The organism is Streptomyces sp. NPDC028289, assembly GCF_055565975.1.
The window spans coordinates 778449-794975 of the sequence record NZ_JBVHTI010000001.1 but is presented as its reverse complement, the minus strand read 5'-3'; the positions used below and the strand labels follow the sequence as shown (position 1 = coordinate 794975).

The 16527-nt window shown below is 69.3% G+C and carries 13 protein-coding genes; 10 read left to right on the top strand and 3 right to left on the bottom strand.

The features are described from left to right. Positions 1-108: 108 nt before the first annotated feature. A complete protein-coding gene (gene aceE / locus ACZ4UV_RS03545; protein WP_390045288.1) occupies positions 109-2856 on the bottom strand; it encodes a pyruvate dehydrogenase (acetyl-transferring), homodimeric type in 2748 nt (915 codons plus the stop codon). 434 nt (positions 2857-3290) lie between these two features. On the opposite strand from aceE, the gene ACZ4UV_RS03540 reads away from it, so the two are divergent. The 6 genes from ACZ4UV_RS03540 (at position 3291) to ACZ4UV_RS03515 (ending at position 7852) form a co-directional block, all read left to right on the top strand. Beyond that, positions 3291-3728: a DUF3052 domain-containing protein gene (locus tag ACZ4UV_RS03540; protein WP_207921612.1), complete on the top strand. Its 438-nt coding sequence runs from the start codon at positions 3291-3293 to the stop codon at positions 3726-3728. Positions 3729-3845: 117 nt separating this feature from the next. After that, positions 3846-4304, top strand: coding sequence for a peroxiredoxin (locus ACZ4UV_RS03535; protein ID WP_293998302.1), 459 nt, complete (start codon positions 3846-3848; stop codon positions 4302-4304). A gap of 149 nt (positions 4305-4453) precedes the next feature. After that, positions 4454-5029, top strand: a complete 576-nt coding sequence (locus tag ACZ4UV_RS03530) for a TerD family protein (protein ID WP_093503512.1) — start codon at positions 4454-4456, stop codon at positions 5027-5029. A gap of 118 nt (positions 5030-5147) precedes the next feature. Then, positions 5148-5723 carry a TerD family protein gene (locus ACZ4UV_RS03525; protein ID WP_093503514.1) on the top strand — a complete coding sequence of 192 codons (576 nt, stop codon included), beginning with the start codon at positions 5148-5150 and terminating at the stop codon, positions 5721-5723. A gap of 129 nt (positions 5724-5852) precedes the next feature. Then, entirely contained in the window at positions 5853-6998 is a 1146-nt protein-coding gene (locus ACZ4UV_RS03520; RefSeq protein ID WP_467835655.1) for a DUF475 domain-containing protein, read from the top strand. 119 nt (positions 6999-7117) lie between these two features. Then, entirely contained in the window at positions 7118-7852 is a 735-nt protein-coding gene (locus ACZ4UV_RS03515; protein WP_390045292.1) for a TerD family protein, read from the top strand. A 118-nt stretch (positions 7853-7970) separates the two neighbouring features. On the opposite strand, the gene ACZ4UV_RS03510 is transcribed toward ACZ4UV_RS03515, so the two are convergent. Further along, positions 7971-8756, bottom strand: a complete 786-nt coding sequence (locus tag ACZ4UV_RS03510) for a TerD family protein (RefSeq protein WP_451019646.1) — start codon at positions 8754-8756, stop codon at positions 7971-7973. Positions 8757-8932: 176 nt separating this feature from the next. Here ACZ4UV_RS03510 and ACZ4UV_RS03505 point away from each other — a divergent pair, with 176 nt between their 5' ends. The 3 genes from ACZ4UV_RS03505 to ACZ4UV_RS03495 are packed head-to-tail and all read left to right on the top strand — an operon-like array spanning position 8933 to position 13571. After that, positions 8933-10105, top strand: coding sequence for an HpcH/HpaI aldolase/citrate lyase family protein (locus tag ACZ4UV_RS03505; RefSeq protein ID WP_390045296.1), 1173 nt, complete (start codon positions 8933-8935; stop codon positions 10103-10105). A 29-nt stretch (positions 10106-10134) separates the two neighbouring features. Then, positions 10135-12759 carry a phosphoribosyltransferase gene (locus ACZ4UV_RS03500; RefSeq protein WP_467835653.1) on the top strand — a complete coding sequence of 875 codons (2625 nt, stop codon included), beginning with the start codon at positions 10135-10137 and terminating at the stop codon, positions 12757-12759. Next, entirely contained in the window at positions 12759-13571 is an 813-nt protein-coding gene (locus ACZ4UV_RS03495) for an HAD family hydrolase (RefSeq protein WP_467835651.1), read from the top strand. The genes ACZ4UV_RS03500 and ACZ4UV_RS03495 overlap by 1 nt, the downstream gene beginning before the upstream one ends. Here the strand turns inward: ACZ4UV_RS03495 and ACZ4UV_RS03490 are convergent. Beyond that, the gene (locus tag ACZ4UV_RS03490) at positions 13568-13792 is read right to left on the bottom strand and encodes an FmdB family zinc ribbon protein (protein ID WP_293997744.1); all 225 of its coding nucleotides are present in this window, start codon (positions 13790-13792) and stop codon (positions 13568-13570) included. The two genes, ACZ4UV_RS03495 and ACZ4UV_RS03490, sit on opposite strands and share 4 nt — an antisense overlap. 615 nt (positions 13793-14407) lie before the next feature. Between ACZ4UV_RS03490 and ACZ4UV_RS03485 the strand changes: the two genes are divergently transcribed. Beyond that, positions 14408-16516 (top strand): transglycosylase domain-containing protein, encoded by a 2109-nt coding sequence (locus ACZ4UV_RS03485; RefSeq protein ID WP_467836523.1) that lies wholly within the window; start codon positions 14408-14410, stop codon positions 16514-16516. Positions 16517-16527 lie beyond the last annotated feature (11 nt).

Genomic DNA, 16527 nt, shown 5'->3' with positions numbered 1-16527 from the left:
GGGTACCCCCGGCCGAAGGCTGGGGGAGGAACTGCGCGATCAGCCCCCACCGGACCCGCAGCTCCCCACCGTCTGCACCGGCCGAAGCCGAGCGCAGCGACTACGCGGCTACGCGTCGCCGCCCGCCGCGCCCGGGTGCGCCGCCGTGACGTCCAGCAGCTGGTACCGGTCGATGGCCTGCTTGAGCACCGAACGGTCGAGCTTGCCCTCGCGGGCCAGCTCGGTCAGCACCGCGACCACGATCGACTGCGCGTCGATGTGGAAGAACCGGCGCGCCGCGCCCCGCGTGTCGGCGAAGCCGAAGCCGTCGGCGCCCAGCGACTGGTACGTGCCCGGCACCCAGCGCGCGATCTGGTCCGGAACCGACCGCATCCAGTCGGACACGGCCACGAACGGACCCTCGGCGCCGCTCAGCTTCTGCGTCACCCACGGCACCCGCTGCTCCTCCTCCGGGTGCAGCAGATTGTGCTCCTCGCAGGCCACGGCCTCGCGCCGCAGCTCGTTCCAGGAGGTGGCGGACCAGACGTCGGCCTTCACGTTCCAGTCCTCGGCGAGGATCTTCTGCGCCTCGACCGCCCACGGCACCGCCACGCCCGACGCCATGATCTGCGCCGCGACCGTGCCCGCCGTGCCCGCGCTGATCCGGTGCACGCCCTTGAGGATGCCCTCGACGTCCACGTCGGCCGGCTCGGCCGGGTGCTGGATCGGCTCGTTGTAGACGGTCAGGTAGTAGAAGACGTCCTCGCCGTGCGGGTGCTCCGCGTCGCCGCCGTACATGCGCCGCAGGCCGTCCTGGACGATGTGGGCGATCTCGTACGAGTACGCCGGGTCGTAGGCCACGCACCCCGGGTTCGTCGAGGCGAGCAGCTGGGAGTGGCCGTCGGCGTGCTGGAGGCCCTCACCGGTCAGGGTCGTACGGCCGGCGGTCGCGCCCAGGACGAAACCGCGCGCCAGCTGGTCGGCCATCTGCCAGAACTGGTCGCCGGTGCGCTGGAAACCGAACATCGAGTAGAAGACGTAGACCGGGATGAGCGGCTCGCCGTGTGTCGCGTACGCCGAACCCGCGGCGATGAGGGAGGCCGTGCAGCCGGCCTCCGAGATGCCGTCGTGCAGCATCTGTCCGGTCGGCGACTCCTTGTAGGCGAGCAGCAGGTCGCGGTCGACCGCCTCGTACTGCTGGCCGAGCGGGTTGTAGATCTTCGCGCTCGGGAAGAAGGAGTCCATGCCGAAGGTGCGGTACTCGTCCGGCGCGATCAGCACGAAGCGGCGGCCGAGCTCCTTGTCCCGCATGAGGTCCTTGAGGAGACGGACGAAGGCCATCGTGGTCGCGATCGACTGCTGGCCCGTGCCCTTCTTCACGGTCGCGTACGTCTTGTCGTCGGGCAGCGCGAGCGGCTTGGAACGTACGACGCGGGTCGGGACGTAGCCGCCCAGGCCCTTGCGCCGGTCGTGCATGTACTGGATCTCCTCCGAGTTCCGGCCCGGGTGGTAGTACGGCGGCAGGCCGGACTCCAGCTCCTTGTCGGAGATCGGCAGGTGCAGCCGGTCCCGGAAGCCCTTGAGGTCGGCGACCGTCAGCTTCTTCATCTGGTGCGTGGCGTTGCGGCCCTCGAAGTTCGGGCCCAGCGTCCAGCCCTTGATCGTCTTGGCCAGGATGACCGTCGGCTGGCCCCGGTGCTCGGTGGCCGCCTTGAAGGCCGCGTAGATCTTGCGGTGGTCGTGGCCGCCGCGGCCCAGGTGCAGGATCTGGTCGTCGGTCATGTGCTCGACCATCGCGCGCAGCCGCTGGTCGTCGCCGAAGAAGTGGTCGCGGATGTACGCGCCGGACTCGGTGGCGTAGGTCTGGAACTGACCGTCGGGGGTCGTGTTCATCTTGTTGACGAGCACGCCGTCGCGGTCCTGGGCGAGCAGCGGGTCCCAGGTGCGGTCCCAGACCAGCTTGATCACGTTCCAGCCGGCGCCCCGGAAGACCGACTCCAGCTCCTGGATGATCTTGCCGTTGCCGCGCACCGGGCCGTCGAGCCGCTGCAGGTTGCAGTTGACGACGAAGGTCAGGTTGTCGAGGCCCTCGCGAGCCGCGATGGACAGCTGGCCGAGCGACTCCGGCTCGTCCATCTCGCCGTCGCCGAGGAACGCCCACACGTGCGACTTCGAGGTGTCGGCGATCCCGCGCGCGTGCATGTAGCGGTTCATCCGCGCCTGGTAGATCGCGCCGATCGGGCCGAGACCCATCGACACCGTCGGGAACTCCCAGAAGTCCGGCATGGAGCGCGGGTGCGGGTAGCTGGAGAGGCCGTCCGGGTACTTCGACTTCTCCTGGCGGAAGCCGTCGAGCTGGGCCTCGCTGAGCCGGTCGAGCAGGAACGCGCGGGCGTAGATGCCGGGGGAGGCGTGCCCCTGGAAGAAGACCTGGTCGCCGCCGAGGCCGTCGTCCTTGCCGCGGAAGAAGTGGTTGAAGCCGACGTCGTAGAGGGACGCCGAGGACGCGAAGGTGGCGATGTGGCCGCCGACGCCGATGCCCGGGCGCTGGGCGCGGGAGACCATCACCGCGGCGTTCCAGCGGGTCGCGTTCAGGACCTTGCGCTCGATCTCCTCGTTGCCCGGGAAGAACGGCTCGGCCCGGGTCGGGATCGTGTTGACGTAGTCCGTGCTGCGCATCTCGGGCACCGCGACGCGCCGCTCGCGGGCGCGCTCGATCAGGCGGAGCATCAGATAACGGGCCCGCTCCCGGCCGCGCTCGTCCACGGCGGCGTCGAGCGAGTCGAGCCACTCCTGGGTTTCCTCGGGGTCGAAGTCAGGAACCTGACTCGGAAGGCCGCCAATGATGATCGGGTTGCGATCGGATCCGGAAGCCACGCTGTTCCTTACCTGTCAGAGGGGCACTGATTCCCTGGTTTTTTCTGTTTTCGCCGTTTTTCCCTGCGTTTTGCCTGCACCGCTGTCCATCGTCCACCCCGGGGCTGTGCACGTCATCTCTACCGCGGGGTAACTCGGGACCGGCCAAAACGCAACGATACGCCCGGGGTGTGACGCGCTCGGCAAACTCGTTCGACCGTCGTATGTGAGGATGATTCCGAAAGCGGCATAGCGGGCAAAAGGGAGTGGTGTGTGTCACGCCCGTCCGCGATACGGTGCCGGGAGTTGCGGCGACACGGCCGGGATCGTCACCGTTTCGGCGGTCCGAACGGCCGGGTACTTGCGCGATCCGTCCCGCCCGTGTGGACTACGGCCAATGCTTCGCGCACGCGCGTGGCTGAGTTCATCACCAAGACATGATCAGGAGGCAACCCGTGAGCGCGACCGCGGACCACGCGGAGGAGCGGACCACCCCTGCCGTCAGGCTGGGGTTCCAGCCAGACCAGGTGGTCCAGGAGATCGGCTACGACGACGACGTCGACCAGGAGCTCCGCGAGTCCATCGAAGAGACCATCGGCAACGAGCTGATGGACGAGGACTACGACGACGTGGCCGACGCCGTGGTGCTCTGGTTCCGTGAGGATGACGGCGACCTGACGGACGCGCTGGTCGATGCCCTCGGCTTCCTCGAGGAAGGTGGCTCGATCCTGCTGCTGACGCCGAAGACCGGCCGCGACGGCTACGTCGAGCCGAGCGACATCGGCGAGGCGGTCACGACCGCCGGCCTCTCGCAGACCAAGAGCGTCAGCGTGGGCAAGGACTGGAACGGCAGCCGGCTGAACACGCCGAAGGCCGCCGCCAAGAAGCGCTGAGCTCCGCCGGTGGACGGACCGGACGCCGGTCCGTCCACCGGCCTGCCGTGATCGCCGCGCAGGAGTCGCCGCATAGGGTGTCCCCACCCGAACAGCCCCTTACGAAGGGATGCAGCGATGGCGATCCAGATCGGCGACAAGGCGCCCGACTTCGAGCTCAAGGACAACCACGGCCGGGCCGTGAAGCTTTCCGACTTCCGCGGCGAGAAGAACGTGGTGCTGCTCTTCTACCCGTTCGCCTTCACGGGTGTGTGCACCGGTGAGCTGTGCGAGCTGCGCGACAACCTGCCGAGGTTCGAGGACCGCGACACCCAGCTGCTGGCGGTCTCCAACGACTCCATCCACACCCTGCGCGTCTTCGCCGAGCAGGAGGGCCTGGAGTACCCGCTGCTGAGCGACTTCTGGCCGCACGGCGAGACCTCCCGCGCCTACGGCGTCTTCGACGAGGCCAAGGGCTGCGCCGTGCGCGGCACCTTCGTCATCGACAAGGAGGGTGTCGTGCGCTGGACCGTGGTCAACGGCCTGCCGGACGCCCGCGACCTGAACGAGTACGTGACGGCGCTCGACGCGCTGTGACCCCCTAGGGGTCCGCATGGCCGACACCCCGTGATTCTTCGGGGTCCAGGGCCTGCGTGCGGCGGGAACCCGTCACTAGGATCGAGTCGTTGATCCGGTATCCGAAGCACGACGGGGCTCCCCGCCCCTGGACACACATGGGAGGACTCGTGGGAGTCAGCCTCAGCAAGGGCGGCAACGTATCGCTGACGAAGGAGGCCCCCGGCCTGACCGCGGTCCTCGTCGGTCTGGGCTGGGACGTCCGGACCACCACCGGCACCGACTTCGACCTGGACGCCAGCGCACTCCTGTTGAACTCGGCGGGCAAGGTCGCCAGCGACCAGAACTTCGTCTTCTTCAACAACCTCAAGAGCCCCGACGGCTCGGTCGAGCACACCGGTGACAACCTCACCGGTGAGGGCGAGGGCGACGACGAGGTGATCAAGGTCAACCTGGCCACGGTCCCCGCCGACGTCGACAAGATCGTCTTCCCGGTGTCGATCTACGACGCCGACAACCGCCAGCAGTCCTTCGGGCAGGTCCGCAACGCGTTCATCCGCGTGGTCAACCAGGCCGGCGGCGCCGAGATCGCCCGCTACGACCTGTCCGAGGACGCCTCGACCGAGACCGCGATGGTCTTCGGTGAGCTCTACCGCAACGGCGCCGAGTGGAAGTTCCGCGCCATCGGCCAGGGCTACGCCTCCGGCCTGCGCGGCATCGCCCAGGACTTCGGCGTCAACGTCTGAGCCAGGTGAACGCCCCTGGGGCGTTCGAAAGTCCGCTCTGTCCGGCGCCGCACCGTTTACGGTCGGCGCCGGACGTGCAGGACAACCGGAGAAACACCGCTAGGGGAGGACCATCACCATGGGCGTCACGCTCGCCAAGGGAGGCAATGTCTCCCTCTCGAAGGCCGCACCGAACCTCACCAACGTCATGATCGGACTCGGCTGGGACGCCCGCTCCACCACCGGCGCCCCCTTCGACCTGGACGCCAGCGCATTGCTGTGCCAGGGCGGGCGGGTCCTCGGCGACGAGTGGTTCGTCTTCTACAACCAGCTCAAGAGCCCGGAGGGCTCCGTGGAGCACACCGGCGACAACCTCACCGGTGAGGGCGAGGGCGACGACGAATCGATTCTGGTCGACCTGCCCAAGGTGCCGGCCACCTGCGACAAGATCGTGTTCCCGGTCTCGATCCACATGGCCGACGAGCGCGGCCAGACCTTCGGCCAGGTCTCCAACGCGTTCATCCGGGTCGTCAACCAGGCCGACGGCCAGGAGCTCGCCCGCTACGACCTGTCCGAGGACGCCTCCACCGAGACCGCCATGATCTTCGGCGAGCTCTACCGCTACCAGGGCGAATGGAAGTTCCGCGCCGTCGGCCAGGGCTACGCCTCCGGCCTGCGCGGCATCGCGCTCGACTTCGGTGTGAACGTCTCATAGCACCGCACAGTCCGGATGTAGGGCCCGACCCACCCGTAGGACACCGGCGCCCTCTACACTTCGTGGTCAACAGTAGGTAAAGCCGAGTACGGCGCGAGCGAGACCCGTACACACAAGATTGGGTAGCCAGTGCTTCTGAAAACCTTCGGCTGGTCGTTCGCGATCACCGCGCTCGGCCTGGTCGCCGCGGTCTTCTACGGGGGGTGGGAGGCCTTCGGCATCGTGGCGATCCTCGCCGTCCTGGAGATCTCCCTGTCGTTCGACAACGCGGTCGTCAACGCCGGGATCCTGAAGAAGATGAACGCCTTCTGGCAGAAGATCTTCCTCACGGTCGGCGTTCTCATCGCGGTCTTCGGCATGCGGCTGGTCTTCCCGGTCGTCATCGTCGCGATCACCGCCAAGATGGGCCCCATCGAGGCCGTCGACCTCGCGCTCAACAACAAGGACCGCTACCAGGAGCTGGTCACCGACGCCCACCCGGCGATCGCCGCGTTCGGTGGCATGTTCCTGCTGATGATCTTCCTGGACTTCATCTTCGAGGACCGGGACATCCAGTGGCTGCGCTGGATCGAGCGCCCGCTCGCCAAGCTCGGCAAGGTCGACATGCTGTCGGTCTGCATCGCCCTGATCGTCCTGCTGATCACCTCCTTCACCTTCGCCACCCACGCCCACCAGCACGGCGGCGGTCACGTCGACAAGGCGCAGACGGTCCTGATCGCCGGCATCGCCGGCCTGATCACCTACATGATCGTCGGCGGCCTCTCCGGCTTCTTCGAGGACCGCCTCGAAGCCGAGGAGGAGCGCGAGCACGAGGAGGAGGAAGAGGCCGAGCGCACCGGCAAGAAGAAGTCGGCGGTCCTGCTGGCCGGCCAGGCAGCGTTCTTCATGTTCCTCTACCTGGAGGTCCTGGACGCGTCCTTCTCCTTCGACGGCGTGATCGGCGCGTTCGCCATCACCAACGACATCGTGCTCATGGCCCTCGGCCTCGGCATCGGCGCGATGTACGTCCGCTCGCTCACCGTCTACCTGGTCCGCCAGGGCACCCTGGACGACTACGTCTACCTGGAGCACGGCGCCCACTACGCGATCGGCGCGCTGGCCGTGATCCTGATGGTCACCATCCAGTACGAGATCAACGAGGTCATCACCGGTCTCGTCGGCGTCGTCCTGATCGGCTGGTCCTTCTGGTCCTCCGTACGGCGCAACCAGCGGCTCGCGGAGGCCGAGGGAAACGCCGGGTCGGACGACAAGGCTGAGGTCTCCTCCGGGGTCTGAACCGGCTCGCCGGGCCGAAAACGGAGGGTGTGACGCCCTCCTCGACGAGGAACGCTCTGATGGGGGCGGCCGACCGGTCGGCCGCCCCCAGGCGTTTTCAGGAGTTACTGGGGGCGGGAATGGGTTTCTTCGACGGGCTGCTGGGCGGGAAGGCGGCCGAGTTCGACTCGGGCAGCGCCGCGTCCAACTCCATCGAGCTCACCAGGCGGCACCAGCAGGTGTCCCTCACCAAGCAGGGCGCGGCCACCGGCAACCTGCGGATCAACCTGAGCTGGCGGATGCGGACGTCCGACTTCGACGGCGAACAGCGCACGAGTCTGCTGCGGCACCCCTTCAAGGCGCTCAGGCCGCCGGAGGTGATCGGGCACGGGCAGAGCATGGTCAACGTCGACCTCGACCTCGGGGCGCTGTACGAGCTGGCCGACGGGACGAAGGGGGTGGTCCAGCCGCTCGGCGGCCTGCTCGGGGACGTGAACGCACCGCCGTACGTCAAGCTCAGCGGCGACGACCGGTTCGGGTCGGCGTCCGGCGAGACGATGTACGTCAACCTCGACCACCGGGACGACATCAAGCGGCTGCTGGTGTTCGTCTACATCTACGACCAGACACCGGCCTTCGACCGCACCCACGCGATCGTCACGCTGTACCCGAGCAACGGGCCGCGGATCGAGATAGGCCTCGACGAACGGCATCCGCAGGCCCGGTCGTGTGCGGTGGTGATGATCGAGAACGTGAAGGGCGAGCTGGTCGTCCGGCGTGAGGTGAAGTTCGTTTACGGGTTCCAGGGGGAGCTGGACCGGTTGTACGGGTGGGGGTTGCAGTGGGGGCGGGGTTACAAGACGGCGGAGCGGTAGTTCGCTACCGGGGCGTGGGCGCTGTGAGTGCGCGAGTGCGGGTGGTTCGTGGTTGCTCGCACAGTTCCTCCCCCAGCCCTCGGCCGGGGATACCCCCGGCGCCCCTGGGCAGGGGCAGTCACCGCCCGATGAATTGCGGGCCCTGGGGCGGCAGCCGGAAGTCCGCGTTCGGGACCGTTGCCACCGGGATCGGGGCCGGGGGCGGGTAGCCGTAGCCCGACTGGGGCTGCTGCTGGGTGTAGGCGGGCTGCGGGTAGCCGTAGGTGGCCGGCTGGGGGTAGCCGTACGCCGGCTGGGTGGGTACCGACGTCGGCTGCTCGGGCGGGAGCGGTAGGGACGTCAGGGGTTCCTCCATCGGTTCGGACTCGTCCACCGAGATGCCGAAGTCCGTGGCCAGGCCCTTCAGGCCGTTGCTGTAGCCCTCGCCGAGCGCACGGAACTTCCAGCCCTCGCCCCTGCGGTACAGCTCGCCGCAGATCAGGGCCGTCTCGGCGCCGGTCTCCGGCTTGATGTCGAAGTGGGCCAGCGGTTCGGCGTCGGGTGCCGAGGCGTCGTACAGCAGGATGCGCAGGGCGGGTACGTGTTCGAACGGGACGCCGTCCGCCGACGCGACCAGGAGGATTCGGCCGACACTGGGCTCGACACCGGGGAGATCTGTCTGGATCGTGTCGGTGAGGCCCTCGGCCACCCGCTTCTTGCCGAGCCGCCAGACCTTCCCGGAGGGGTGCCGGGGCTGGTTGTAGAAGACGAAGTCCTCGTCGGAGCGCACACGTCCGTCGGGGCCGAGGAGCAGCGCCGAGGCATCCACGTCCGGAACTCCCTGCCCGGGCGTCCAGCGCAGCACGGCCCGGACCGTGGTGGCTTCCACGGGGACGTTCGACCCCTTCAGCATCGCGTGCGTCATGCGGTCATCCTGCCCTCTCGGTCCTGGTCACGACAACGCGGGGGGCGTCGCGACCGACACAGGCGGGTTACCTGAAATTCATGCCCGGCGGGAACCCCGGACATGGCTTTGTACGTACTATTACCGGCCACCCTTTACCAATTTCACAGGCTCGGCCCATGCCACGGGGGAGTTCTATGCGTCATTTCGGGCACATCGCACCTGAGGTGCGGCAGCGCCTCTTCCACCAGGAGCCGTGCGAGTTCACCGCCGACTCCCCGGCCCGGCTGCTCTCCGCGGCCCTGGGCGCCACGCTGTACAGCCCGGCCACCCGGCCGCGGCTCGCCGACGACATCGTCAAGCAGGCGGCGCTCGGCGTGGTCTCGATGGTGCTGTGCCTGGAGGACTCGATCGGCGACGAGGACGTGCCGGCGGGCGAGGAGAACCTGGTCCGGCAGTTCGCCGACCTGGCCGGGCGCGAGCGCGCGGGCGTCGAGCTGCCCCTGCTCTTCATCCGGGTGCGCGAGCCCGAGCAGATCCCCGATCTGGTACGACGGCTCGGCGGCAGCGTGTCGCTGCTGTCCGGATTCGTGTTCCCGAAGTTCACCGAGGAGCGCGGCATCCCCTTCCTCCAGGCCCTGGACGGCGCCACGCTGCGCAGCGGCCGCCGCCTCTTCGGCATGCCGGTACTCGAGACGCCCGAGCTGATGTACCGGGAGACGCGTGTGGACGCCCTGGAGGGCATCGCCCGCGCCGTCGACAAGTACCGCGACAAGGTGCTGGCGCTGCGCCTCGGGGTGACCGACTTCTGCTCGTCCTACGGGCTGCGCAGGGCCCCCGACATGACCGCCTACGACGTGCAGATCATCGCCTCCGTCATCGCCGACGTCGTCAACATGCTGGGCCGGGCCGACGGCACCGGGTTCACGGTGACCGGGCCGGTGTGGGAGTACTTCCGGGTCCCCGAGCGCATGTTCAAGCCGATGCTGCGGACCAGCCCCTTCCTGGCGGAGCAGGCCGTGGAACTGCGCGACCGGCTCATCGAGCACGCCATGGACGGCCTGCTGAGGGAGATCTCCCTCGACCAGGCCAACGGACTGCTCGGCAAGACCTGCATCCATCCGTCCCACGTCATTCCCGTGCACGCGCTGTCCGTCGTCAGTCACGAGGAGTTCTCCGACGCCCAGGACATCCTGCGGCCGGAACGCGGCGGCGGGGGTGTACTTCGCTCGGCCTACACGAACAAGATGAACGAGGTGAAGCCGCACCGCGCCTGGGCCGAGCGGACCATGCTCCGCGCCGAGGTGTTCGGCGTGGCCAACGAGGACGTCGGCTTCGTGGAGCTGCTCGCCGCCGGGATACCGGCTTGACGGACGCTACGGGACGACACAGGGAACCCATGAACATCGCAGCGAACAACGGGGTCTGGTCCGGCAGCTGGGTCGCCGAGCGGCTCGGCGTCGAACTCGTGGGCGACGACGGCCTGACGGCCCTCCTCGGCCTGGCCCTGCGCCGCAACCCCAGACGCGCCCACCTCCTGGTCTCCAACGTGCTCGGCAAGCACGTACCGCAGTCGCCGTCCGTGGTGTACGGGCATGGGTTCAGTCTGGGCCGACGGGTGCGTGACCTGCTCGGAGAGTCGGAGGCCGGGCAGGCGGTCGTGCTGGGCTACGCCGAGACGGCCACGGGCCTCGGGCATTCGGTGGCCGACGGAATCGGCCTCGCCCCGTATCTCCACTCCACGCGCCGGCCGGTCGCCGGGGTCGCGCCCGCGGGCGGCTTCGAGGAGTCCCACTCGCACGCGACCTCGCACCTGCTGCTCCCCGAGGACCCCGCCCTGCTCTCCGGCGACGGCCCCCTGGTCCTCGTCGACGACGAGTTCTCCACCGGCAACACGGTCCTGAACACGATCCGCGACCTGCACGCCCGTTATCCGCGGAAACGTTACGTCGTGGTGGCTCTGGTGGATATGCGGTCGGCGGCGGACGCGGGGCGACTGACCTCGTTCGCCGAGGAGATCGGCGCCGGGGTGGACCTGGTGGCGGCGGCGTCCGGCATCGTGAAGCTGCCGGAGGGTGTTCTCGAAAAGGGCCAGGAGCTGGTGGCGCGGTACGAAGAGATTGCCGCGACAGGTGTTTCGTCGTCTGCGGCAGCGCCGGGGCTGGTCGCGCAGTTCCCCGCGCCCCTTCCCGGCGTTGCCCCTGAAGCCGGCTTCAAGTCCAGCCCCCTGGGGGCGCGGGGAACTGCGCGACCGGCCCCCACCGGCCCGCAGGCGACCGACAACCGCACCGCCCCTCACCTCACCCGCGTCGACCTGCACTGGCCGCACGGCCTCCCCGACGGCGGACGGCACGGGTTCACCCCGGCCCACCGCATACGCCTGGAGTCGGCCCTCCCCCTCATGGCCGCGAGGCTCGCCGAAGCCCTGCCCCCCGACGCCCGCCGCGTGCTCACGCTCGGCTTCGAGGAGCTGATGTACGCCCCCCTGAGGATCGCCCGCGAGCTGGAGGCCCTGGTCACCGCCGAGGTGCGGTTCTCCACCACCACCCGCTCGCCCGTCCTGGCCGTCGACGACCCCGGCTACGCCATCCGCAGCCGCCTCGTCTTCCCGGCCCACGACAACCCGGCCGACGGCCCCGGCGAGCGCTACGCGTACAACGTCGCCGGCGCCGGCTTCGACGCCGTCGTCCTGTTCGTCGACTCGGCCGGTGACACCCCCGAACTGCACGCGCCCGGCGGCCTGCTGGACCGGCTCGGCGCGCATGCCCCGCACGTCCTGCTCGCGGTTGTACCGTCGTACGTCCCCGCGCTGACCGAAGAGAGCCCCGCCATGCTGCCCGAGCCCCTCCGCGGTCCCGCCTTCTCCTCGTACCCGGCGGAGGACGTCGGCTGGCTGCTCCAGGACCTCTCGGACGTCACGCTGGAGGCGCCGACCGAGGAGCGCGAGGAGGCGATCCAGAGCGGCGGCGCGCACTACGCCGAGTCGCTGCCGGTGGAGTACCAGCCGAGCGACCAGTACCAGGCGCTGTTCCACGCCGCCCTGGAGACCTCGGCGGCACGGATCGCGCAGGCGGTCGGGGTGGTCACCGAGACCGTGATGGCCGAACTCCCCCACTCTCGGCTTCGCTCGAGCGGGGGGACCCCCATGCCGCGGCCGGTACTGGTGTCGCTGGCGCGGGCCGGCACCCCGGTGGGCGTGCTGATGCGCCGCTGGGCGCAGTTCCGGTACGGCCTCGACCTGCCGCACTACGCGGTGTCGATCGTGCGCGGCCGCGGCATCGACGCGAACGCGCTGCGCTGGCTGGCCGCCCACCACGACCCGCGGGACGTCGTGTTCGTGGACGGCTGGACGGGGAAGGGCGCGATCACCCGGGAACTGGCGGACGCGGTCGAGGAGTTCGAGGCGCGGGAGGGGGTCTCCGGGTTCGATCCGGAGATCGCGGTGCTCGCCGACCCCGGGTCGTGCGTGCGGACGTACGGCACCCGGGAGGACTTCCTGATCCCCTCCGCGTGCCTCAACTCGACCGTCTCCGGGCTGATCTCGCGGACCGTGCTGCGGGCCGACCTGGTGGGTCCCGGCGACTTCCACGGCGCGAAGTTCTACCGCGAACTGGCCGGCGCCGATGTCTCGGTGGCCTTCCTGGACGCCGTCGCGGCGCGGTTCGCCGAGGTGGCCGACGCCGTGGACGCATCCGTGAAGGAGCTGGCCGTCGCCGACCGCACGCCGACCTGGGAGGGCTGGGCGGCCGTCGAGCGGATCAGCGAGGAGTACGGCATCCACGACGTGAACCTGGTCAAGCCGGGTGTCGGCGAGACCACCCGGGTGCTGCTGCGCCGGGTGCCCTGGAAGATCCTGGCGCGGGCCGGGGCGGGGGCCGACCTGGACCATGTGCGGCTCCTTGCGGAGCAGAGAGGGGTGCCGGTGGAGGAGGTCGGCGAGCTGCCGTACACCTGTGTCGGGCTGATCCATCCCAAGTACACGCGCGGGGCGACCGGTGCCGACGGCCGGGCGGTGAACGTCTGATGGCGGTGCTCGTCGCGAGCGACCTCGACCGTACGCTCATCTACTCGGCGGGTGCCCTGGCGCTGACCATGCCGGATGCGCGGGCGCCCCGTCTGCTCTGCGTCGAGGTGCACGAGAGCAGGCCGCTGTCGTACCTGACGGAGACGGCCGCGCGGTTGCTGACCGAGCTGGGGGACGCGGCCGTCTTCGTGCCGACCACCACCCGGACCCGTAAGCAGTACGAGCGGATCAACCTGCCGGGGCCCGCGCCGAGGTACGCCATCTGTGCCAACGGCGGGCATCTGCTGGTCGACGGGGTGTCCGACGGGGACTGGCACGGACGGGTGCTGGCGCGGCTGGCCGACGAGTGCGCGCCGCTGGACGAGGTGCGGGCGTATCTGACGGAGCACGCCGACCCGGTGTGGCTGCGCAAGCAGCGGGTCGCCGAGGACCTGTTCGCCTACCTGGTCGTGGAGCGGGAGCTGCTGCCCGAGGAGTGGGTGAAGAGCCTCGCGGTGTGGGCGGAGAACCGCGGCTGGACGGTGTCGTTGCAGGGACGGAAGATCTACGCCGTGCCGAAGCCGCTGACGAAGAGCGCGGCCATGCGGGAGGTCGCGCGCCGGACCGGGGCCGAGCTGACGCTGGCCGCCGGTGACTCCCTGCTCGATGCCGACCTGCTGCTGGCCGCGGACCGCGGCTGGCGGCCGGGGCACGGGGAGTTGGCCGACGCCGGGTGGGCCGGGCCGGCCATTGCCGCGCTGCCGGAGCGAGGGGTGCTTGCCGGTGAGCGAATCGTGCGGGAATTCCTGAAGGCGGTCCGTGCCGGGAGCTAGCCGCAGCAACCGCCGCCGCAACAGCCCCCACCGGAGCCGGCGGGGGCGCCGGAGCCGGCGGCGGACGCGGAGGCCGTACCCCCCACCGCCACTGTCGACAAGAGCTTTACCGTGTCTTGATGTCCCTCCGGGCATGCTGCCGGAGCCGATGACTCGGCCATGGGGCGGGACAGTTCGAAAGTGTCGCCGCAGGTGCGGCAGCGGTACTCGTAGCGGGGCATGAGGGACAGGCTAGCGGCAGCGATGCGGGAGTGACGGGCATCACTGCACCTCAGAATTTCATGAGTGTTCCTTTCTGTCCGATACTTGTGCGGAGATATTGAAAAGATCGCTGATAATTTGAGCTGGCCGCGAGGAGCCAAAAGACCGGGGGAAGAGGGGGGCTCGAAGCGCCGCGCCCGCCGCGGCCCTGCCACCCGTCGTGTCTACCTGCGCGCGCAAGACCGAGTGCGAGGGGAGACGCAGTCGTGACGGACGCAACGGAGCGGACGGGCGACCCGGAGGACGGCCGTGACCAGGCCAAATCCCGGGATCGAAAGCCGTTCGAGCCGGACGCGACGCTGCATCTGAAGGTCGACGGCCTGCGTGCGGAGCATGCTCTGTGGCAGAAGGGCGACGACGCTCAGCGTGCACAGGAGGCCGCACGGCAGAAGGCGGAGGCTCTGTGGAACGAGTTGCACGCGCTGCGGGCCTCGGATGCCGATGCCGCGAAGGCGGGCGAGAGCAAGGGAAGCATCCCCGCGCCTCGTGAGGGGGTCCGGCGGAACAAGCCGGATCTGCCGGTGCACGACGAGACCCTGCATCTGAAGGTGGACGCCCTGCGGGCGGACGTCACGATGCAGATCCGGGTGCCCGAACAGCGGCAGACGGAGCCGGAGCCGACGGCCTCCGGCGGCCGTGCGGAGCGGCGCCGCAGCGCCCGCCCGTCGCCGCGTGAGCGCGTGCTGGAGGCGGTGGCGGGGTTCCGGGCTCTCGTGGGGCCCCGGCTCGAGCCTCTGGCGCCGTACGCGCGGAAGCTGCGGCCGCTGTACCCGCGGCCCGGCCGGAGCGGCTGGCGGCGCTGGGTGCCGTCCTGGCGGCAGTGGCTGGGGGCCTGGCTGGGGGGTATCGGGCTGACCGGGCTGTTCCTCGTGGTCGCCTACGCCGCGACGGACATACCCTCCAACCTCAACACGTACGCCACCCAGCAGGACAACGTCTACTTCTGGTCCGACGGGACGCCGATGGCCCGGACCGGCTGGGTGCAGCGGCAGGACATGCCGCTCAAGGACATACCCGTGGACGTGCGCTGGGCGGTGCTCGCGGCGGAGAACGAGAGCTTCTACACCGACCCCGGCATCTCGGTCAAAGGCATCGCCCGGGCCCTGTACCGCACGGTCGGCGAGGGGGACACCGAGGGCGGATCCACCATCACCCAGCAGTACGTGAAGAACGTCTACCTGACGCAGAACCAGACCATCAGCCGCAAGTTCACCGAGGCGATGATCTCCCTCAAGCTCGACAACAAGATGAGCAAGGACCAGATCCTGGAGGGCTACCTCAACACCAGCTGGTTCGGCCGGGGCACGTACGGCATCCAGCGCGCCTCCCAGGCCTACTACGGCAAGGACGTCAGCCAGCTGAACGTCAGCCAGGCCGCCGTGCTCGCCTCGCTGCTCAAGGGCGCCGGCCTCTACGACCCGACGCTCGGCAAGGCCAACCACAAGCGGGCGGTGGAACGCTGGTCCTGGATCCTTGACCGGATGGTCAAGATCGGCAAGCTGTCGCCGGCCGAGCGCGCCAAGTACACGAAGTTCCCCGAGCCGATCGCGACCAACAAGGTGTACGACACCGGCAGCCAGAGCGACTACCTGGTGGAGCTCGCCCAGCAGTACGCCAAGAAGTCCGCCCATATCTCGGACAAACAGTTCGACCTGGGCGGATACCAGATCTACACCACCTTCGACCGGAAGAAGGAGAACACCCTCACCAAGGCCGTGACCAAGGCCCGCAAGGACGCCAAGGCGAGCGACCCCAAGAACGCCGCGGCCGCCCACTACGGCGCCGCCTCGGTCGCGACCGACGGGCGGATCGTCGCCGTGTACGGCGGACCCGACCACCGGACCCAGGGCTACAACGAGTCCAACGCCACCACCGTCCCGGCCGGCACCGCCTTCCTGCCCTTCGTCTACGCGGCCGGGCTGCAGAACGGCGTCCACAAGGAACGCGGCGGGGCCGCCACCGACGTCCTGCCCGAGACGCTCTACGACGGCGACGACAAGGTCCCGGTCACCACACCCGACGGACCGTACTGGGACCGCAGCGGCAAGAAGGTCTACGCCAAGAACGACGACGACAAGTCCTACGGGCAGATCAGCCTGGACAACGCCCTCGCCCGGTCGGTGAACACACCGTTCATGCAACTCGGCATGGACACCGGACTCGACAGGGTGCGCGCCACCGCGGTGGCCTCCGGGCTGCTCTCCGAGAGCATGGGACCCCAGGTGCCCGCGCTGTCCATCGGCAGTTCCACGCCCAGCGCGATCCGGATGGCGAGCGGATACGCCACGTTCGCGGCCGGCGGCGACCACACCGAGCCGTACTCGGTCTCCAAGATCACCCGCAACGGCCAGAAGATCCTCCTGGACACCCCCCGGCCGACCCGCGCGGTCCGTGACGACGTGGCCGAGGACGTCGAACAGGCACTCTCGGAATCGTTCCGCCTGGCCCACCCGACCCCCGCCCTCACCAACGCGGCGGCCGGAAAGGCCGGCAGCACCTACGCCGGCGGCAAGGACACCGCCGCCTGGTACACCGGCACGCTCTCGAACGTGACGACGTCGGTCGTCGTGTACCGCATCGACCTGAACAAGTCCCTGGAGCCACTCCCGCTCAAGGGAATCGCCGGATCCGGCACCGACAACGTCCCGTACACGGTCTGGGCACAGGCCATGGGCCTCGACTGACCCCCGAGGCC